Here is an 18,721-nt window from a genome sequence, read left to right as displayed (position 1 = left end):
GGCCGGCGGGCGCAATGCCGAAGGCGGTCACTTCGTCATAAGCCCTGGCCCTCTCCCCCGCCCCTCTCCCATAAATGGGAGAGAGGAGAAAGCCCACTGCAACTCGTCAGCCTTCGATGATCGCCCGGATCTCCGCCGGCACCGGCACCGATTTCTCCGCCGCATAATCGCACCACACCACCTTGGCCCCACCCTCGGCCCACACCACATCAGGCAGATCGGTGCGCCGGATTTCCATGCGCGTCTCGAAACTGGTGCGCCCCAATTGCCCCGCATAAACGCGGCATTCGATCTGGCCCGGATAGCGCAGCTGTTTCAGGAAGGTCATGTGCGCGTTGATGATGACCGGCCCCTGCCCGTTCGCATCCTTGCCGCCGCGACCCAGCGACGCGAACCATTCGATGCGCGCCTGCTCCAGGTACTGGAAATAGACGGTGTTGTTGACATGGCCCATGGCGTCCATGTCGCCCCAGCGGATCGGCATGACCACGGTATAGACGTGCTTCATCTCAGCCTCCAATGCAACAGGCCCGCCAATGCTGGCGGGCCTGCTTCATGACTTAGCGCTTGGCGATCGCGCCTTCGGCCTTGGTGACAAGGTCGGCGCCGATCTGCTTCTTCCACTTGTCGTAGACCTTGGCGGTGGCCTTGCGGAAGGCGTCATGCTCGGCCGGGGTCAGGTGCGTGACCTTGACGCCGTGGGCCTCCATATCCTTCCACGCGGGCGCGCCGGCCTCGGCCAGGCCCTTGCGGGCCAGCGCGATTTCCTGCTTGCCGGCATCGATCGCGGCCTGCCTGACGATGTCGCGGTCGGCCGGGGTCCAGCTTTCCCAGATCTGCTTGTTGACCACGAAGATCAGCGGATCGGCGACGTAGCCCCAGGTGGTGACGTACTTCTGGCCGACCGTGTACAGCTTGGCGGCGGCGAACACCGACTGCGGGTTCTCCTGCCCGTCGACCGCGCCCGAGGCCATCGCCGGCTGCGCGTCGGCCCAGCTCATCTGGGTCGGGTTGGCGCCCAGCGCGTTGAAGGTCTCGATATACAGCGGCGAACCCACCACGCGCAGCTTCATGCCCTTGAGGTCTTCCGGCTTGCGGATCTCGCGCTTGGAGTTCGAGACCTCGCGGAAGCCGTTCTCGCCCCAGGCCAGCGGCACCACGCCGGCCTTCTCCAGCGTGGCGAAGATCGACTTGCCGACCTCGCCCTGCGTCAGCGCGTCGAGCGCCTTGTAGTCGGGCATCAGGAACGGCAGCGAGAACAGGTTCAGTTCCTTGACCTGCGGCGACCAGTTGATGGTCGATCCCACCGCCATGTCGATCACGCCCTGGCGGATCGCCGAGAATTCGCGGGTCTGGTCGCCGGCCACCAGCGAAGTGCCGGGGTACAGCTTGATGTTGATGCGGCCGTTGGTGCGCTGCTTGACCAGGTCGGCCCAGATCTCGCCGCCCTTGCCCCAGGGGAAGGCCGGGCCGAGCACCAGCGACATCTTGTACTCGGACTTGTAGGTCTGGGCCATGGCGCCGGCGGGGGCGAAGGCGGAAGCGGCCAGGGCGGCGGCCGTGGCGAGCATCAGGGCACGACGTTTCATTTCATCTCCTCAGGGGAAAAGCGTCAGGTTCTTGTTGGTGAATGCAAAGACGGCATCGACAGCGGTCAATAGCCGAGGTAGTCCGGCAGCCAGGTCGCCAGCGGCGGATAGGCCAGCACCATCAGCATGGCGATAAACATCGCCAGCAGCATCCAGATCACCCACGGCACGGTTTCTTCCATGCGCACGCGCGCGATCCGGCACGACACCATCAGGTTCACGGCCAGCGGCGGCGTGAACTGGCCCAGCGCCACCTTCAGCGTCAGCACCACGCCGAACCACACCGGGTTCCAGTGGAAGGCATTGGCGATCGGCAGCAGCAGCGGCACGAAGATCAGGAAGATCGAGATGCCGTCGAGGAACATGCCCACCGTCATCAGCAGCAGCACGATCAGCGCGAGCACGCCGTACTCGCCCAGTCCGGAGGTGGCGATCGCCTGCGCCAGCGGATCGATCACGCCCAGCGTCGACAGGGCATAGGCAAAGATGCCCGCCAGCGCCACCACCAGCAGGATCACGGCAGAGGTTTCGCCCGCCTCCTGGAAGATGGTGAACAGGTCGCGCAGGCCGATGCTGCGGTACACCACCATGCCGACGAACAGGCCATAGACCACCGCCACCACGGCGGCCTCGGTCGGCGTGAACCAGCCGGCGCGCATGCCGCCCAGGATCAGGAACGGCGCCACCAGGCCCCACGCGGCTTCGCGCAGGCTCTTCCAGAACGGCGGACGCGGCAGCGCGGCCTCGGCGGCGCCCATGTTGTGCTTGCGCGCCAGCCACACCGCCGGCACGATCAGCGCGATGCCCGCGAGCACGCCCGGGATCATGCCGGCCGCGAACAGCGCCGGCACCGATGCGCCCGGCACCAGCACGCTGTAGATGATGAACGCCACCGACGGCGGGATCAGGATGTCGGTGGCCGCGGCCGCGCCGACCACCGCCGCGCTGTATGAGCCGGGATAGCCCGCGCGCGACATCGCCGCGATCATCACGCCGCCGACCGCGGCCGCGTTGGCCGGGCCCGAGCCCGAAATGCCGCCGAGGAACATCGCCACCAGGATCGCCACCAGCGGCAGCATGCCCGGGCCGCGCCCGACCACCGCGATGGCAAAGGTGACCAGCCGCTGCGCCACGCCGGAGCGGTCGAAGATCGAGCCCACCAGCACGAACATCGGGATTGCCAGAAGCGGATACTTGGCCAGGCCCGCGTAGAAGTTCTGCGGCACCGCCAGCAGGCCGAACATCTGCGTATCGAGATTCGACAGGCCGATCGCGACCAGGCCACCCAGGCCCAGCGACACGCCGATCGGCACGCCCAGCAGCATCAGGCCGATAAAGACCACGAACAGGATGATGGCAACCAGCGTCATGGCGCACGCTCCGTCGCCGACTGGCCCGCCGCATGCAGCGCCTTGAGCGCGCGCGCGTTGCGCACCATCAGGGCCAGCGCGCGCAGCGCAATGCCGGCCGACAGCACCGGCAGCCAGATCGAGTACCACCAGCTCGGCACGCCGATGCCGGGCGAGGTCTCGCCGAAAGTGTATTCGTCCCAGGTGATGCGTGCGCCGAGCACCGCCAGAGCGATAAACATCACCGCCACCGCCAGCGCCGACAGGATCGCCAGCCGGCGCTGGCGCGCCACGCTGCCGCGCTCGAAGAAGAACTCGATGCGGATATTGCGGTCGCGCGCCACCGCGGCGCTGCCGGCCACCAGGGCCAGCACGATCATCAGGAACACCGAGAATTCCTCGGTCCAGGCGAACGACTCGTCGGTGAAATAGCGGACCACCACGTTGGCGAAGGTGATGCCGACCAGCAGCACCATCACGATCACGCCAATCCAGTCCTCGATGCGGGGCGATACCCGGAATTCAGCGTCCTGCGCTTCGTCGGCGGCCCGCGGGATCACCGCGGAATCGACGACGTGTTGCGGCACGGCGTTGCGCCGTGCCTCTGGTTGTTGCTCCATCTCCCCGGCCTCCGGTCCAGGGCCGCTCGGGCCATGCGGCCACCGCGGCATTCTCGCTTTGTATGTAAAGACTTAATCTGCAGACATGGCGGATTATGCCAAGACTGGCCTGCCACGCGCGAAATTTCTGAAGAATGACGCGTGCTGACGACGGCGCGCCCAAGAGGACCGGATAAGCCCTGGGCAGGCGCCCGGGCATCCCGCGGCGCTTTTGGCGCATGGGCGGGATGCGGGGGACTTGCGCCCCGGTGTCAGCGCGCGGCGCTCAGACCATGCCGTCGTCGGCAGTGATAACGGCGCCGTTGATGAACTGCGACTGGTCCGAGGCCAGCAGCAGCAACAGGCCGTCGAGATCTTCCGGCTTGCCCAGGCGCTTGCGCGGCAGCATCTGGATCAGCTTCTGCCCGGCGTCGGAATCCCAGTGGTGGTGGTTGATATCGGTGTCGATATAGCCGGGGCAGATGGCGTTGGAATTGATGCCATGGCGCGCCCATTCCAGCGCCATGGCCTTGGTCATGTGCACCACCGCCGCCTTGCTCATGCAATAGACGCCGATCTGCGACAGCACCTTCAGCCCGGCCACCGAGGCGATATTGACGATGCGCGCCTGCGGCAGCGGGCTGCCGTTGCGCTCGGCGCCCTTGGCGCGCGCGATCATGCGCTTGGCCACTTCCTGCGCGACGAAAAACGCCCCGCGGGTATTGGTGTCGAAGACGAAGTCGAAGTCTTCGGGGGCCACCTCGGTCAGCTTCTGCGTGGTCGACACGCCCGAATTGTTGACCAGGATATCGATGGCACCGGCTTCGGTCTCGGCGTGCGCCACCGCGGCGCGGATACTGTCGGGGTCGGTCACGTCGAGGCGCACCACGTGCGCGCTGCCGCCCTCGGCCTCGATCGCGGCGCGCAGCTCCTTGAGCCGCTCGGTGCGGCGCGAGGCCAGCACCACCTTGGCGCCGGCGGCGGCGAGCACCGTGGCGAAACGCGAGCCCAGCCCGCTCGAGGCGCCGGTCACCAGCGCCACCTTGCCTTCCAGATTGATCGACAAACCCATGATTACCTCTTGTGCGGGAGCCCCTCCGGCCTGACCAGGAGCAGAAGGCAGCATATCAAAAAAAGAACGACCGTTCCAAAAAAATCCTTGCCTGTGGGTGGCGAGTCCCGGACAATGCCGGAGATTCTAAGAACTTGGCCCGCAAAGGGAAAGAGGGAAAACGCGCGATCCGGCCTTGTCCGGGCGCCGTTCCAGCGCCGTCCGATCCCGGCACGGCGCCGATTCGCCGCCGCGCCCGCGCGGCTCCCCCGGTGGCCCACGCGCCGCGCCCGGGCCGGGTTCTCAGCACAACGATCACCGCATTTCCCACAATTGCCAGCAAGCAGCAAAGAAACAGAGGGTTAGAGACAAATGGATCAGCAACAGCTCCTGGAGCAGTTCGGCCCGCGCGAAGCCATGGAATACGACGTGGTCATCGTCGGCGGCGGCCCCGCAGGCCTGGCCACGGCCATCCGCCTGAAGCAACTCGCGCAGGAGAAAGGCGCCGACGTCAACGTGTGCGTCCTGGAAAAGGGCTCGGAGCCCGGCGCTCACATCCTGTCGGGCGCCATCATGGACCCGCGCGCCCTGAATGAGCTGATCCCGAACTGGAAGGAACTGGGTGCGCCGCTGAACCAGGCGGTCACCGAAGACAAGTTCCTGTTCCTGAACGAAAGCGGTTCCAAGGGAACCCCGAACGCCCTGCTGCCCGAGTGTTTCCACAACGAAGGCAACTACATCGTCAGCCTGTCGAACTTCGTGCGCTGGCTGGGCCAGCAGGCCGAGGCGCTGGGCGTCGAGATCTTCCCGGGCTTCCCCGCCGCCGAGGTGCTGTACAACGAAGACGGCTCGGTCAAGGGCGTGGCCACGGGCAACATGGGCATCAACAAGGAAGGCGAGCCCACCGAGAACTTCCAGCTCGGCATGGAACTGCATGCCAAGTACACCATCTTCGCCGAAGGCGCGCGCGGCCACCTGGGCAAGCAGCTGATCGCCCGGTTCGCGCTCGATGCCGGCAAGGATCCGCAGAGCTACGGCATCGGCCTGAAGGAGTTGTGGGAAATCGACCCGGCCAAGCACCAGCCCGGCCTGGTGGTGCACACCGCCGGCTGGCCGCTCGATCCGGCCACCTACGGCGGCTCGTTCCTGTACCACATGGAAGACAACAAGGTCGCGGTCGGCTTCGTGGTCGGCCTGGACTACACCAACCCGTGGCTGTCGCCGTTCGAGGAATTCCAGCGCTTCAAGACCCATCCGGAAATCCGCCAGTACTTCGAAGGCGGCAAGCGCCTGTCGTACGGCGCGCGCGCCATCACCGCCGGCGGCCTGCTGTCGCTGCCCAAGACCGTGTTCCCGGGCGGCGCGCTGGTCGGCTGCGATGCCGGCTACCTGAACGCCTCGCGCATCAAGGGCAGCCACGCCGCGATCAAGACCGGCATGCTCGCCGCCGAGGCCGCCTACGATGCGCTGCAGGGCGGCCGCCAGCACGACGAGCTGAGCGCCTACCCGGCCGCGTTCGAGCAGAGCTGGCTGTACAAGGAACTGCTGCAGGCCAAGAACTTCAAGCAGTGGTTCAAGAAGGGCCGCACCACCGCCACGCTGATGACCGGCATCGAGCAATGGCTGCTGCCCAAGCTGGGCATCCGCAACCCGCCGTGGACCATCCACCGCGTGAAACCCGACCATGTGTACCTGAAGCCCGCGGCCGAGTGCCAGAGGATCGAGTACCCGAAGCCGGACGGCAAGCTGACCTTCGACCGCCTCAGTTCGGTCTTCATCAGCAACACCAACCATGAAGAAAACCAGCCGGCGCACCTGACGCTCAAGGACGCCAGTGTGCCGGTCGACATCAACCTGGACCAGTACGCCGGCCCCGAGTCGCGCTACTGCCCGGCGGGCGTGTACGAGTTCGTGCAGGACGAGACCTCGGGCAAGCAGCGCTTGCAGATCAACGCGCAGAACTGCGTGCACTGCAAGACCTGCGACATCAAGGACCCGACCCAGAACATCGTCTGGGTGACGCCGGAAGGCGGCGGCGGCCCGAACTACGTCGGGATGTAAGCCGGCGGCGCAAGCGCGCTGGCAAGTGAAAACGGCACCGGGTTCCCGGTGCCGTTTTCTTTTTGTTCGACCGCGGCATGCGTTAGCGTGCCTGCCGCCGCGCTGCCATCGCCTGGTCGGCCACCTCCGCCTGCAGCGCTTCGCTCGGATTATCGAAAGCCTGCCTGGGCAGCGTGTCCAGTTGCTGCCGCTGGTTGCCCGCGGCATCGGCCTCCGGACCCCATCGGCAGCCCGCACCGCGGCAGCGAAGTGGCCGACACCGTGCTCGACCTGATCAACGGCATCGGCACCGATACGGTCGGCTGGTTCAACGGCATCAGCAATGGGCAGGCGCTGGGGACCAGCACGATCGGGTAGCGCGTCTTCGCGTAGTCGCCATTGGCGGTCAACGCCGCGGCGGTGCCGGCTACGTCAGCATGGCTGCGGCGGCCATCGCCGCGGCGGGGCCTGCCAGGGTGCGCCGGGAATTGCGGGACTGCTGCTGCGCGCGTGGTGCGGGCGTGCATTGCCCGCACGCGTGGTGTTCGCCGTGCTCCATCTGGTCTCCTCGGTGGTGGGTCTTTTTATGTTGGAAGCAGTAAAGACGGCCCGATCCGTGGAGACAATCAAAACATTAGCGGAATCCCTCTAAACGGCCGCCGCCGCCGGGGGCTGCACCGGCATGCGGGTGCTGGAAAGCAGCTGTTCGTAGATGTAGCACTGCAGCAGCGTCAGTTCGCGCTCGGCCAGCACATCGAAGGCTACCCCGAACGCGGGAAAGTCGGCATCGTCGCCGGCCGCACCGGCTGGCGCGACGCGGACCCAGCCGTCGAGCACCACCTCGCTGTCCAGCGATGCGGTGCGCAGGTTGAAGCGCAGCCGCACTCGGCTGCCCGGCGCGGGCGCCGGGCTGGTGGTCTGCACCAGCGCGCCACCGGTGCTGAGGTCGGACAGCAGCGCCAGCCGCGCCGCGCTGCGGTCGATGCCGTCGTCATCGGCGGGTTCGGTCAGGTAGGCGGCCAGGCGGGTCGGCACGCGCGCGGCCTTGCGCACCGGCGTGGCGTGCTGCTGCACCGGCGCCGACAGCACCAGGTAACGGAACGGGCTGCGGCACACCGCGGTGATGGTCGAGTTGAAGCTGTGGATGGCGTGCCCCGAAAAGCCGCGCAGCATCACGGCGTCACCGGCCTGCAGCGGCAGGTCGCGTCCGCCCAGTTGCGGCCAGGTGACAAAGAGGCCCTGCTCGATAAAGCCGATCAGCCGGCTCGCGGCCGCACGGGCGGCCTCGCCCTCCAGCTTGATATGCAGCAGCGTGCCGACCTGCAGGCCGAGCGGCCCGCTGGCCGGGCGCAGTTCATCGGCGGCCTCGTCGCCGGCATCGTCACGGCAGACCGTGCCGTGGCGGAACACCAGGGCCAGGTCGCGCGCATCGGGAATGATGTTGCCGCTGCCGAGCACGAGATTGCCGTCGCCATCGAGCAATGACCAGGGCAGCGGATGGCCGACGGGAAGATCGTTAGGGGTGAGCTGGATCATGGCTGTTTGCAGTTGGCCCCGGCGTGGGCGTGCTGGGACGCGACGAGCCCTGGGCGGAACTGAAGCACTGACTCCGCCGCCTGTATTGGGCTTCTATCGGCCTCCGCGCGGCGAAATTTAGTGCCGGGCAATGGATACCGAGGTCGCATGTGTAGCATCGGATACCTAGTGCAAGCTTGACGCGCAGCAAAGTTAAGGCCAGAATCGCGCAAAGCTGTCAGACAGCCTGACATATTGAGCGCCATGAACACCCTCCTGCTCCGCCCGGCTTCGCTTGCCACACGTATCGCCCAGACCTTGCATGACGACATCCTTGCCGGCCGCTATGGCGCGGGCGCGCGCCTGCCTGCCGAGGCGTCCCTGGCCGAGGCCTTCGGCGTCAGCCGCCCGATCGTGCGCGAGGCCATTGCCCAGCTGAAGGCCGACGGCGTGCTGGTCACGCGCAAGGGCTCCGGCGCCTATGTGTCCGAGACCCCGGGCGGCCAGGCCTGGCGCGTGGCCAGCGCGCCCGATGGCGGCCCGACGCTGGCGCAGCTGTTCGAGCTGCGCCGGGTGGTGGAAACCGCCTGCGCCGAAATGGCGGCGCAGCGCCGCACCGGCGCCGACGTCGAGGCGATCCGCGCGGCGCTGGCGGCGATGCAGGCGCAGGCCGACGGGCGCGGCGACATGGCCAGCGCCGCCGCGACCGACATGGCGTTCCACCACGCCATTGCCGAAGCCGCGCACAACCCCTGCTTCACCGGCCTGACGGATTTCGTCGGCCAGCAGATGCTGGCCGCGCGCCAGCGCGCGTGGGAGAACACCGCGCGGCTGAGCGCGGCCACCGGCGTGCCGCGCGCCGCCGACCACGAGCACGCGGCCCTGGCCGAAGCGATTGCCGCAGGCGACGCCACGGCCGCACGCAATGCCGCGCAGCAGCACCTGACGGCCGCCGCGGCACGCCTGGGCCTGCCCGCCTGAAGCCGGATATATCGAGACCCCTGAAGCAAGGAACAACCATGGAAACAGTGGATTGCGTCGTGATCGGCGCCGGCGTGGTGGGACTGGCGGTGGCGCGCGCGCTGGCGCTGCAAGGCCGCGAAGTCATCATCCTGGAGGCCGAGAACGCCTTCGGCACCATCACCAGCGCGCGCAACAGCGAAGTCATCCATGCCGGCATCTATTATCCGGCCGGCTCGCTCAAGGCGCAGCTGTGCGTGCGCGGCAAGGCCATGCTGTACGACTACTGCGCCAGCCGCCACGTCGCGCACCAGCGCTGCGGCAAGCTGATCGTCGCCACCAGCGCGGCCCAGGTGGCGACGCTCGAAGGCATCCGCGCCAGGGCCGCCGCCAATGGCGTCGACGACCTGCGCCTGCTCGACCGCGCCGAAGCGCAGGCGCTGGAGCCGCAACTGCAGTGCCATGCGGCGCTGCTGTCGCCGTCGACCGGCATCGTCGACAGCCACAGCCTGATGACGGCGCTGCTGGGCGATGCGGAAAACGCCGGCGCGATGCTGGCGGTGCAGTCGCCGGTGCTGGGCGGCGCGGTCACGGCGGACGGCATCCGGCTGGAAATCGGCGCGGAAGACGGCAGCGCCACCACGCTGCTGGCGCGCACGGTGGTCAATTCGGCCGGGCTCACGGCACCGGAACTGGCGCGCCGCATCGACGGCATGCCCGAAGCCCATATCCCGCCGCAGTACTACGCCAAGGGCTGTTATTTCACGCTGGCCGGGCGCGCGCCGTTCTCACGGCTGATCTATCCCGTGCCCGAGGCCGCCGGGCTCGGCGTGCACCTGACCATCGACATGGGCGGCCAGGCGCGCTTCGGCCCCAATGTGCGCTGGATCGACGAAATCGAATACGGCGTGGATCCGGCCGACGCCGACGGCTTCTATGACGAGGTGCGCCGCTACTGGCCGGGGCTGGCCGACGGCGCGCTGCAGCCCGGCTATGCCGGCATCCGCCCCAAGATCAGCGGTCCGCACGAAGCGGCGGCGGATTTCCGCATCGACGGGCCCGCCCTGCACGGCGTGCCGGGCCTGGTTCACCTGTTCGGCATCGAATCGCCGGGGCTGACCTCGTCGCTGGCGATTGCCGAGCGGGTCTGCGCGGCGCTGGACTGAAGCGCGCCGCCGCCTTCCGCGCGGAAGCTCATCACGGCGCAGAAGGCGCCCGCCACGGCGGCCACGGCGGCGAGCCCGAAGGTATGCGCCGGCGCCAGCGCATTCCAGGTCCAGCCCATCGCCAGGCCGCCGAGCGTGCCGCCGACGCCGTAGGAGATGCCGGTGTACAGCGCCTGCCCGCGGCCCTGCAGCGGCCCGGCAAACCATGACTGCAGGCGCTTCAGGCTGGCGCTGTGGTGCGCGGCGAAGGTCGCCGCATGCAGCACCTGCACCAGCGCCATCAGCCAGGCGAACTGCGCCAGGTAGCCGGTCAGGCCGAAGCGCAGCGCCGCCAGCACGAAGGTACCGGCCAGGATGGTGCGCAGGGCCAGGCGCGCGAACAGCAGGCCCTGGTAGTAGAAGAAGACGATTTCGGCGACCACGCCGATGGTCCACATCGCGCCGATGGCCAGCTTGCTGTAGCCCAGCGTTTCCAGCCACAGCGAGTAGAACACGTAGAGCGCGGCGTGCGCGAACATCATCAGGAAGGCCGACGCCAGGAACCAGGCCACGTCCGGGCGGCGCAGCAGCGGCAAGGCGCGCGGCGGCGTCGTGCGCGGGCCCTCGTCGGCCGCGTCGCGCATGGTCAGCACCACCCCGGCCAGGATCGCCAGCACCGCGCTCGCCACCCACGGGAACGCGCGCATGCCGACCGCCTCGAACAGCGCCCCGCCGGCCAGCACCGCGCCGATAAAGCCGAGCGAGCCGAACATGCGGATGCGGCCGTAGCTGTGGTCGAAGGCGCCGTAACGGCGCAGCGTGGAAATGGTCAGGGCATCGCCCAGCGGCGACATCGCGCTGGTCAGCAGGCTCAGCGTCAGCATCATCGCCATCATGCCGCCGTAGCTGCCGACGCCCGGCAGCACCAGGAACGCCAGCAGCGAGGTGAACGCGCTCACGCGCAGGATGCGCACGCGCGTGTGCATCATGTCGGAGAGCCAGCCCCACAGGTAGGGGCCGACGATGCGGCTCACCTGGAAGCTTGCCATCAGCACGCCGATCTGCACCGGATCGAAGCCGCGGTCGGCGAAGTACAGGCTGACGTAGGGCGAGATCAGGCCGACATAGCCGTAATAGCCCAGGTAGAACAGCCCGAAGCGGGCATGGTCGGGGCCGCCGGCCCCGCTCTGGCCGCCGGCGCGGTGCGGCGTCAAGTCAGCGGGTCTGGCCGGCCTGCGCGGGAATGCGCGGCGTTTCGACGCGGACGTCGCCACACTGCGCGCGGTGGCGCAGCGCGTGGTCGATCAGCACCAGCGCCAGCATGGCCTCGGCGATCGGCGTGGCGCGGATGCCCACGCACGGATCGTGGCGGCCGAAGGTCTCGACGGTGGCGGCGTTGCCGGCCTTGTCGATCGATTCGCGCGGGGTGCGGATCGAAGACGTCGGCTTGATCGCCAGCGACACGGTGATGTCCTGGCCGGTGGAGATGCCGCCCAGCACGCCGCCGGCGTTGTTGGTGCGGAAGCCCGCGGCGGTCAGTTCGTCGCCATGGACGCTGCCGCGCTGCGCGACGCTGTCGAAGCCGGCGCCGAGCTCGACGCCCTTGACCGCGTTGATGCCCATCATCGCGTGCGCGATATCGGCGTCGAGCTTGTCGAACAGCGGCTCGCCCAGGCCCACCGGCACGTTGCTGGCCACCACCTCGATGCGCGCGCCGACCGAATCGCCGTCGCGGCGCAATGCGTCCATATAGGTTTCCAGCTCCGGGATGATGTCGGCATTGGCGGCGAAGAACGGGTTCTCCGGCACATGCGACCAGTCGGTGAACGGCACCGCGATCTCGCCCAGCTGCGACATATAGCCCCGGATCTCGGTGCCGTACTGCTCGCGCAGCCACTTCTTGGCCACCGCGCCGGCCGCCACCACCGGCGCGGTCAGGCGCGCCGACGAGCGGCCGCCGCCGCGATGGTCGCGGATGCCGTACTTCTGCCAGTAGGTGTAGTCGGCATGGCCGGGACGGAAGGTCTCGACGATATTGCCGTAGTCCTTGCTGCGCTGGTCGGTGTTGCGGATCAGCAGGCAGATCGGGGTGCCGGTGGTCTTGCCCTCGAACACGCCCGACAGGATCTCGACCTGGTCGGGTTCCTTGCGCTGGGTGACGTGGCGCGAAGTGCCGGGCTTGCGGCGGTCCAGGTCGCCCTGGATATCGGCCTCGGTCAGCGCCAGGCCCGGCGGGCAGCCGTCCACCACCGCGCCGATGGCCGGCCCGTGCGATTCGCCGAAGGTGGTGACAGTGAAAAGCAGGCCAAGGGTGTTGCCGGACATGATGGAAACCGCACAGGAATTGGGGACGGCCTCCATTGTAAGGCCAATGGCCGGGCTCGGGCGGGCCTCGGCGGCGGTCAGCAGCTCAGGCGGCGACGCCCTGCGCGGCCGGCGCGGCGGCCAGCTCCGGGTAGAACTCGGCGCGCATCCGCTCCATATAGGCCACCAGGTTGGCATGCCCCTCGGCCGCGGTGCGGATCGGGGTGTCGAATACGGGGCACAGCAGGCTGCCGGCAAAGGCGAACAGCGTGGCATCGGCCCCGCATGGCCGCTCGCCCATCAGGTAGGGCTTGTCGCCCAGGATGTCGGCGATCGAGGTCACGCCCTTGCTGGCCAGCGCCACCAGCTCTTCCTCGCTGTGCCGGCCCAGGCCCTGCCCCCACAGCGTCTTGCGCACCTTGTAGCGCACCAGCCGCTCGGCCAGACCCCGCACCGGCGCCGGCACGCCGCGGAAGAACTGGGCCGGGCCCTTGTCGAAATTGGCCTGGTCGAGCCAGCGCACGCGCGCCACCGCCCAGTAGAGATGGTCCTCCATCAGCTTCTCGGCGGCCCAGGCGATGCCGCGCCCGGCCGCGTCCAGGCCCGCGTCGAAATCAATGTGGTAGGTCTTCTCGATATGCCAGCGGATCATGGTGGAATCGGCCACGATCCGGCCCATGTCGTCCAGGTAAGGCAGCTTGCCCTTGGGCGCGCGCCGCAGGCTGCCGGGGCGCGCCGTGTACGGCAGGCCGGCCAGCTTGAGCAGCATCTCGGCCTTGGTGACGAAGGGGCTGGCATCGGGCAGCCCGAAGGCGGGACCGAAGGTGTAGAGGGTAATCATCGCGGATCGCCTTTGCGTCGGCTAGCGCCAGTCGCCGCGCAGGGCCTGCACCATCTTCTGCAGGCCTTCCGGCGTGGCCGACTCGGGCGGCACCGGCTCTCCCACCACCAGTTCCAGCCGGTTCAGGATGCCGCGCCGGAACGGCCGCGACATCGCCGGCGCGTCCTTGCGCGAGAAGAAGCTGCCCCACAGCCCGCGCAGCGCCATCGGCACCACCGGCACCGGGGTGCGCCGGATGATCTGCTGCACGCCCTGCCTGAACGGATTGATGTCGCCGGTGGCGGTGATCTTGCCTTCGGGGAAGATGCAGACCAGGTCGCCCTCGTCCAGCGCCTGGGCCACGGTGTCGTAGGCGCGCCTGAGCATTTCGGGGTCCTGGTGCGCCGGCGCGATCGGGATCGCGCGCGCCTGGCGGAAGAACCACGACAGCAGCGGCACCCTGAAGATGTTGTGGTCCATCAAAAAGCGCACCGGGCGCGGGCTGCACGCCATCAGCACCACCGCGTCGGCGAAGCTGACGTGGTTGCACACCAGCACCGCCGGACCTTCGGCGGGGATCCGCTCGGCGTTGATGCGGCGCAGGCGATAAAGGGTATGGACCAGGATCCACGCGATAAAGCGCAGCAGGAATTCCGGCACCAGCGAGTAGATATAGGCCGCCACCACCGCATTGAGCAGCCCCACCACCAGGAACAGCTGCGGGATGCTGTAGCCCGCCTGCGTCATTGCCACGCCCAGCAGCGACGCCGCGATCATGAAGAAGCTGTTCAGGATGTTGTTGGCGGCGATGATGCGGGCGCGGTGCGTGGGCGCGCTGCGGCTCTGGATCAGCGCGTACAGCGGCACGCTGTAGAAGCCGCCGAACATCGCCAGCAGGAACAGGTCGGCCAGCACGCGCCAGTGCCGCGGCTGCGCCAGGAAGCCGCCGATGCCGCTGAGCGCGGCCGGCGCCTGGCCCTGGCTGGCAAAGTACAGGTCGACCGCGAACACGGTCATGCCGATCGAGCCGAACGGCACCAGGCCGATCTCGACATGGCGCCCGGACAGGCGCTCGCACAGCAGCGATCCGGTGCCGATGCCCAGCGAGAACACCGCCAGCAGCAGCGTCACCACGTTCTGGTCGCCGCCCAGCACGTCCTTGGCATAGCTGAAGAACGAGGTGAGGAAGGTGGCGCCGAGGAACCACAGCCACGAGATGCCGAGCAGGCTCAGGAACACGGTGCGGTTGCCGCGCGCCAGCACCAGGTTGCGCCAGGTCTCGGAAATCGGGTTCCAGTTGATGCGCAGGTTCGGCTGCGGCGCCGGCGAGGCCGGGATCCGCCCCGACACCAGCCGCCCCGCCACGGCAATGGCCACGCAGGTCGCGCCCACGTACATCGGCCCGACCATGGCGCCGCCCTGCTGCAGCCCCGCCAGTTCGCCGCCGATCAGCGTGCCGATCAGGATCGCGACGAAGGTGCCCATCTCGACCAGCCCGTTGCCGCCGACCAGCTCGCTCTCGTCCAGGTGCTGCGGCAGGTAGGCAAACTTGACCGGCCCGAACAGCGTGGAATGCAGCCCCATCAGGAAGGTGCCGGCGTACAGCAGCGGCGCGCTGTGCCAGGCAAAGCCGGCCAGGCCCAGCATCATGATGGCGATCTCCAGCGACTTGACCAGCCGGATCAGCCGCGACTTCTCCAGCTTGTCGGCGATCTGCCCGCTGGTGGCCGAGAACAGCACGAACGGCGCGATAAAGATGGCCGAGATCAGGAACGCCGCGCTGCGCGCGTCGACGCCCTCGAACAGCGCCGTGTGGTAGGTCACCAGCGAGGTGAAGGCGACCTTGAACACGTTGTCGTTCATCGCCCCCAGGAACTGGGTCCAGAAGAACGGCGCGAAGCGGCGCAGGCCGAGCAGTCGGAACTGGCTGTGTTGGCTCATGGATGGGCCGGTCGGTCGGGCGACCGCCAACGGGAATGGGAACGCCGGCTAGTGTGCCGCAGCCGCGGCCTTGCCGCCACCTTGCCGCGGCCGGGTGGCGCCAGCCGAGGGTATTTCCGCAGGCGGCGTCAGCCGGCGCGGCCCGGCGCCATCACTCGGCGCGCTCTTCCGGCCAGTCGCGGATATAGGCCTTGAGCATCTTGTTCTCGAAGCTCTGGTCCTCGACCACGGCCTTGGCGACGTCGTAGAAGGAGATCACGCCCATCAGCGTGCGGTTGTCGAGCACCGGCAGGTAGCGGGTGTGACGCTCCAGCATCATCCGGCGGACCTCGTTGACGTCGGTTTCCATGGTGCAGGTCAGCGGCGCATCGTCCATCACCTTGCGGATGCTGGTGGTGCCGACGTTGCCGTGGTTGCGGGCCAGGGTCTCGATGATCTCGCGGAAGGTCAGCATGCCGACCAGGTCGCCGTACTCCATCACCACCAGCGAGCCGATATCGTGCTCGGCCATGGTGTGGACGGCTACCAGCAAGGAGGTGTCAGGCGTCACGGTATAGAGCGTATTGCCCTTGATCTGGAGGATGTCGCTGACTTTCATGATGGTCTCCGCTGCCTGCGCTCTGTCCGAGCTGGAACTGAAGGCATCGCCGTCGCCGCTGGCGCGACGATGCCGGTCACTTTGTTGTCTGTCCAAGGGTGTGCGGGCGCCTTGCCCGTTGGCCGATGCTAGCCCAAACCCGTCGCCAAAGTAAAGCGGGAGGCCGGTTTGCGGGCCGCGGCGCGCGTGGGCAGGCGCACGATGCTACGATGCTGGCCGGAGACAACTCAAGGCCGACCGACCATGTCCGGAACCCGCTTCGACACGCTGGCGCTGCACGCCGGCGCCGCGCCCGACCCCGCCACCGGGGCCCGCGCCACCCCCATCCACCTGACCACGTCCTTCGTGTTCCGCGACAGCGAGCATGCCGCGTCGCTGTTCAACATGGAACGCGCGGGGCACGTCTATTCCCGCATTTCCAATCCCACCGTGGCCGTGCTCGAGGAGCGCATCGCCGCGCTCGAGAACGGCGCCGGCGCCATTGCCACGGCCTCGGGCCAGGCCGCGCTGCACCTGGCGGTGGCCACGCTGATGGGCGCGGGCGCGCATATCGTGGCGTCGTCGGCGCTGTACGGCGGCTCGCACAACCTGCTGCACTACACGCTGCGCCGCTTCGGCATCGAGACCACCTTCGTCAAGGCGCGCGACATAGACGCCTGGCGCGCCGCCATCCGCCCCGAGACCCGGCTGCTGTTCGGCGAGACCCTGGGCAACCCCGGGCTGGACGTGCTCGACATTCCGACCCTGGCGCAACTGGGTCAGGACCACGGCATCCCGCTGCTGGTGGACTCCACCTTCACCACACCCTACCTGCTGCGGCCGTTCGACCATGGCGCCGGCCTGCTCTACCACTCGGCCACCAAGTTCCTGGGCGGGCACGGCACCACCATCGGCGGCGTGCTGGTCGAGGGCGGCACCTTCGATTTCGAAGCCTCGGGGCGCTTCCCGGAGCTGTCCGAGCCGTACCAGGGCTTCCATAACATGGTGTTCACCGAGGAAAGCACGGTGGCGCCGTTCCTGCTGCGCGCGCGCCGCGAGGGCCTGCGCGATTTCGGCGCCTGCATGAACCCGATGGCGGCGTGGCAGCTGCTGCAGGGCGTGGAGACCCTGCCGCTGCGCATGAGCCGCCATGTCGACAATACCCGCAAGGTGGTGCAGTTCCTGGTCTCGCACCCGATGGTGGAGTCGGTGTCGTACCCGGAACTGGAATCCCACCCCGACTACGAACTGGCCAAGCGCCTGCTGCCGCGCGGCTGCGGCGCGGTGTTCAGCTTCAACCTGAAGGGCAACCGCGTCGCCGGCCAGCGCTTTATCGAAAACCTGGCGTTGTTCTCGCACCTGGCCAATGTCGGCGACGCGCGCTCGCTGGTGATCCACCCGGCGTCGACCACGCACTTCCGCATGGACGCGGCCGCGTTGCAGTCGGCCGGGATCACCGAAGGCACGATCCGGCTGTCGGTCGGCCTGGAGGATGCCGATGACCTGATCGACGATCTCAAGCGCGGCCTGAAGGCGGCCGAGAAGGCCATGGGCGCGGGCAAGCAGGGAGGGCAAGCCTGATGGAACTGAACCTTGCCGGCCAGCCGGCCTACGCCTATACCGGCGGCAAACCCTTCGATCCGGCCCTGCCCTGCGCGGTCTTTGTCCATGGCGCGCAGAACGACCACAGCGTGTGGGCGCTGCAGACCCGCTGGTTCGCCAACCATGGCTTCTCGGTGCTGGCGGTGGACCTGCCCGGCCACAACCGCAGCAAGGGCGCGCCGCTGGCCACGGTCGAGGCCATGGCGGACTGGGTCATGGCGCTGGTGTCGGCCGCCGGCGTCACCGCGCCGGCCTTCGTGTTCGGCCACAGCATGGGCTCGCTGATCGCGCTGGAATGCGCGGCGCGGCATCCGCAGGCGGTGCGCGGCATCGGCCTGCTGGCCACGGCTTATCCGATGAAGGTGTCGGACGCGCTGCTGGACGCCTCGCTCAATCGCGAGGGCGACGCCATCGCCATGGTCAACGCCTGGTCGCACTCCAGCCTCGCCAACAAGCCCTCGTCGCCGGGACCGGGCGCGTGGATGCACGGTGGCAGCCAGCGGCTGATGGAGCGCGTGTCGCGCAACAATCCGCAGGCGCATGTGTTCCACAATGACTTCTCGGCCTGCAACGCCTATGCCCATGGCGAGGAAGCCGCCGCGGCGGCGGCCTGTCCGGCGCTGTTCGTCACCGGCAGCAAGGACATGATGACTTCGCCCAAAGCAGCCCAGGCACTGGCCGGCAAGATGCGCAGCGCCAGCGTGGTGACGGTGCCGTGCGGCCATGCGCTGATGGGCGAGCGCCCGGACGAAGTGCTCGATGCGCTGGCGGCGTTCGCGCGCAAGGTGGTGGCAGCGGGCTGATGCTGCGCCCCGGACGGCCGGCCACGCCGGCGGCCGTCGCCGCTACATCCCGGCGCTGAAGGTCTACACTGCAGCAGACCAGACCTGCCGGAGACAGCCATGGCCCATGCGCGCGCGCGCGAGTTCGAGAATTTCGCGGCCTTCTACCCCTACTACCTCGGCGAGCACCAGAACCGCACCTGCCGGCGCCTGCATTTTGCCGGGTCGACGGTGGCGCTGCTGTGCCTGGCGGCGCTGGCCGCCACCGGCAATGCCTGGTGGCTGCTCGCCGCGGTGGTGGCCGGCTATGGCTTCGCCTGGGTCGGGCACTTCGGCTTCGAGAAGAACCGGCCGGCCACGTTCCGGCATCCGCTCTACAGCCTGATGGGCGACTGGGTGATGTATGCCGATATCTGGCGGGGCCGGATTCCGTTCTGAGGGATAGTG

Annotated in this window: 17 protein-coding genes; 6 read left to right on the top strand and 11 right to left on the bottom strand. The window is 68.3% G+C overall.

Features of this window, described 5'->3' with window-relative positions; genetic code table 11:
- Positions 1-106: 106 nt before the first annotated feature.
- The 5 genes from CBM2586_RS06030 to CBM2586_RS06010 form a co-directional block, all read right to left on the bottom strand.
- Positions 107-508, bottom strand: a complete 402-nt coding sequence (locus CBM2586_RS06030; RefSeq protein ID WP_115662429.1) for an acyl-CoA thioesterase — start codon at positions 506-508, stop codon at positions 107-109.
- A 52-nt stretch (positions 509-560) separates the two neighbouring features.
- Positions 561-1,589 carry a DctP family TRAP transporter solute-binding subunit gene (locus CBM2586_RS06025; protein ID WP_115687032.1) on the bottom strand — a complete coding sequence of 343 codons (1,029 nt, stop codon included), beginning with the start codon at positions 1,587-1,589 and terminating at the stop codon, positions 561-563.
- A gap of 65 nt (positions 1,590-1,654) precedes the next feature.
- Positions 1,655-2,959, bottom strand: a complete 1,305-nt coding sequence (locus CBM2586_RS06020; protein WP_172583263.1) for a TRAP transporter large permease — start codon at positions 2,957-2,959, stop codon at positions 1,655-1,657.
- The gene (locus tag CBM2586_RS06015; protein WP_115687031.1) at positions 2,956-3,558 is read right to left on the bottom strand and encodes a TRAP transporter small permease; all 603 of its coding nucleotides are present in this window, start codon (positions 3,556-3,558) and stop codon (positions 2,956-2,958) included. Before CBM2586_RS06015 ends, CBM2586_RS06020 begins: the two co-directional genes overlap by 4 nt.
- Before the next feature lie 265 nt (positions 3,559-3,823).
- The gene (locus tag CBM2586_RS06010; protein ID WP_018006823.1) at positions 3,824-4,609 is read right to left on the bottom strand and encodes an SDR family oxidoreductase; all 786 of its coding nucleotides are present in this window, start codon (positions 4,607-4,609) and stop codon (positions 3,824-3,826) included.
- Positions 4,610-4,960: 351 nt separating this feature from the next.
- Between CBM2586_RS06010 and CBM2586_RS06005 the strand changes: the two genes are divergently transcribed.
- On the top strand, positions 4,961-6,649 hold the full coding sequence (locus tag CBM2586_RS06005) for an electron transfer flavoprotein-ubiquinone oxidoreductase (protein WP_115662432.1): 1,689 nt from the start codon (positions 4,961-4,963) through the stop codon (positions 6,647-6,649).
- 627 nt (positions 6,650-7,276) lie between these two features.
- On the opposite strand, the gene CBM2586_RS05995 is transcribed toward CBM2586_RS06005, so the two are convergent.
- Complete coding sequence (locus CBM2586_RS05995) at positions 7,277-8,164, bottom strand: flagellar brake protein (RefSeq protein WP_115662433.1); 888 nt, start codon at positions 8,162-8,164, stop codon at positions 7,277-7,279.
- Between the two features lie 243 nt (positions 8,165-8,407).
- Between CBM2586_RS05995 and CBM2586_RS05990 the strand changes: the two genes are divergently transcribed.
- Together CBM2586_RS05990 and CBM2586_RS05985 are read left to right on the top strand one after the other, a co-directional pair.
- Entirely contained in the window at positions 8,408-9,124 is a 717-nt protein-coding gene (locus tag CBM2586_RS05990) for a FadR/GntR family transcriptional regulator (protein WP_115687030.1), read from the top strand.
- A 38-nt stretch (positions 9,125-9,162) separates the two neighbouring features.
- Positions 9,163-10,269 (top strand): NAD(P)/FAD-dependent oxidoreductase, encoded by a 1,107-nt coding sequence (locus tag CBM2586_RS05985; RefSeq protein WP_115687029.1) that lies wholly within the window; start codon positions 9,163-9,165, stop codon positions 10,267-10,269.
- On the opposite strand, the gene CBM2586_RS05980 is transcribed toward CBM2586_RS05985, so the two are convergent.
- The 5 genes from CBM2586_RS05980 to CBM2586_RS05960 form a co-directional block, all read right to left on the bottom strand.
- Positions 10,191-11,462, bottom strand: coding sequence for an MFS transporter (locus tag CBM2586_RS05980; RefSeq protein WP_115662436.1), 1,272 nt, complete (start codon positions 11,460-11,462; stop codon positions 10,191-10,193). The genes CBM2586_RS05985 and CBM2586_RS05980 overlap by 79 nt on opposite strands.
- 1 nt (position 11,463) lies before the next feature.
- Complete coding sequence (gene aroC, locus CBM2586_RS05975) at positions 11,464-12,573, bottom strand: chorismate synthase (protein WP_115662437.1); 1,110 nt, start codon at positions 12,571-12,573, stop codon at positions 11,464-11,466.
- Positions 12,574-12,658: 85 nt separating this feature from the next.
- Entirely contained in the window at positions 12,659-13,393 is a 735-nt protein-coding gene (locus tag CBM2586_RS05970) for a glutathione S-transferase family protein (RefSeq protein ID WP_115662438.1), read from the bottom strand.
- A 21-nt stretch (positions 13,394-13,414) separates the two neighbouring features.
- Positions 13,415-15,313, bottom strand: a complete 1,899-nt coding sequence (locus CBM2586_RS05965) for an MFS transporter (RefSeq protein ID WP_115687028.1) — start codon at positions 15,311-15,313, stop codon at positions 13,415-13,417.
- Between the two features lie 151 nt (positions 15,314-15,464).
- Positions 15,465-15,911, bottom strand: a complete 447-nt coding sequence (locus tag CBM2586_RS05960; RefSeq protein WP_115662440.1) for a CBS domain-containing protein — start codon at positions 15,909-15,911, stop codon at positions 15,465-15,467.
- A gap of 243 nt (positions 15,912-16,154) precedes the next feature.
- Here CBM2586_RS05960 and CBM2586_RS05955 point away from each other — a divergent pair, with 243 nt between their 5' ends.
- The 3 genes from CBM2586_RS05955 to CBM2586_RS05945 all read left to right on the top strand — a co-directional run bounded on the left by CBM2586_RS05955 (position 16,155) and on the right by CBM2586_RS05945 (position 18,712).
- Positions 16,155-17,471: an O-acetylhomoserine aminocarboxypropyltransferase gene (locus CBM2586_RS05955; protein WP_115662441.1), complete on the top strand. Its 1,317-nt coding sequence runs from the start codon at positions 16,155-16,157 to the stop codon at positions 17,469-17,471.
- Entirely contained in the window at positions 17,471-18,295 is an 825-nt protein-coding gene (locus CBM2586_RS05950) for an alpha/beta fold hydrolase (protein ID WP_115662442.1), read from the top strand. The genes CBM2586_RS05955 and CBM2586_RS05950 overlap by 1 nt, the downstream gene beginning before the upstream one ends.
- Positions 18,296-18,394: 99 nt before the next feature.
- Entirely contained in the window at positions 18,395-18,712 is a 318-nt protein-coding gene (locus CBM2586_RS05945; RefSeq protein WP_115687027.1) for an Mpo1-like protein, read from the top strand.
- The last annotated feature ends 9 nt before the right edge of the window (positions 18,713-18,721 follow it).

Source organism: Cupriavidus taiwanensis (assembly GCF_900250115.1).
Classification (GTDB): Bacteria; Pseudomonadota; Gammaproteobacteria; order Burkholderiales; family Burkholderiaceae; genus Cupriavidus; species Cupriavidus taiwanensis_B.
This window is presented reverse-complemented; position numbering and strand designations above follow the sequence as displayed.

Excerpts from the sequence above, each read along its gene's own strand:
- CBM2586_RS06030 (WP_115662429.1), bottom strand. The coding sequence starts at position 508 with ATGAAGCACGTCTATACCGTGGTCATGCCGATCCGCTGGGGCGACATG.
- CBM2586_RS06025 (WP_115687032.1), bottom strand. The coding sequence starts at position 1,589 with ATGAAACGTCGTGCCCTGATGCTCGCCACGGCCGCCGCCCTGGCCGCT.
- CBM2586_RS06020 (WP_172583263.1), bottom strand. The coding sequence starts at position 2,959 with ATGACGCTGGTTGCCATCATCCTGTTCGTGGTCTTTATCGGCCTGATG.
- CBM2586_RS06015 (WP_115687031.1), bottom strand. The coding sequence starts at position 3,558 with ATGGAGCAACAACCAGAGGCACGGCGCAACGCCGTGCCGCAACACGTC.
- CBM2586_RS06010 (WP_018006823.1), bottom strand. The coding sequence starts at position 4,609 with ATGGGTTTGTCGATCAATCTGGAAGGCAAGGTGGCGCTGGTGACCGGC.
- CBM2586_RS06005 (WP_115662432.1), top strand. The coding sequence starts at position 4,961 with ATGGATCAGCAACAGCTCCTGGAGCAGTTCGGCCCGCGCGAAGCCATG.
- CBM2586_RS05995 (WP_115662433.1), bottom strand. The coding sequence starts at position 8,164 with ATGATCCAGCTCACCCCTAACGATCTTCCCGTCGGCCATCCGCTGCCC.
- CBM2586_RS05990 (WP_115687030.1), top strand. The coding sequence starts at position 8,408 with ATGAACACCCTCCTGCTCCGCCCGGCTTCGCTTGCCACACGTATCGCC.
- CBM2586_RS05985 (WP_115687029.1), top strand. The coding sequence starts at position 9,163 with ATGGAAACAGTGGATTGCGTCGTGATCGGCGCCGGCGTGGTGGGACTG.
- aroC (WP_115662437.1), bottom strand. The coding sequence starts at position 12,573 with ATGTCCGGCAACACCCTTGGCCTGCTTTTCACTGTCACCACCTTCGGC.
- CBM2586_RS05970 (WP_115662438.1), bottom strand. The coding sequence starts at position 13,393 with ATGATTACCCTCTACACCTTCGGTCCCGCCTTCGGGCTGCCCGATGCC.
- CBM2586_RS05965 (WP_115687028.1), bottom strand. The coding sequence starts at position 15,313 with ATGAGCCAACACAGCCAGTTCCGACTGCTCGGCCTGCGCCGCTTCGCG.
- CBM2586_RS05960 (WP_115662440.1), bottom strand. The coding sequence starts at position 15,911 with ATGAAAGTCAGCGACATCCTCCAGATCAAGGGCAATACGCTCTATACC.
- CBM2586_RS05955 (WP_115662441.1), top strand. The coding sequence starts at position 16,155 with ATGTCCGGAACCCGCTTCGACACGCTGGCGCTGCACGCCGGCGCCGCG.
- CBM2586_RS05950 (WP_115662442.1), top strand. The coding sequence starts at position 17,471 with ATGGAACTGAACCTTGCCGGCCAGCCGGCCTACGCCTATACCGGCGGC.
- CBM2586_RS05945 (WP_115687027.1), top strand. The coding sequence starts at position 18,395 with ATGGCCCATGCGCGCGCGCGCGAGTTCGAGAATTTCGCGGCCTTCTAC.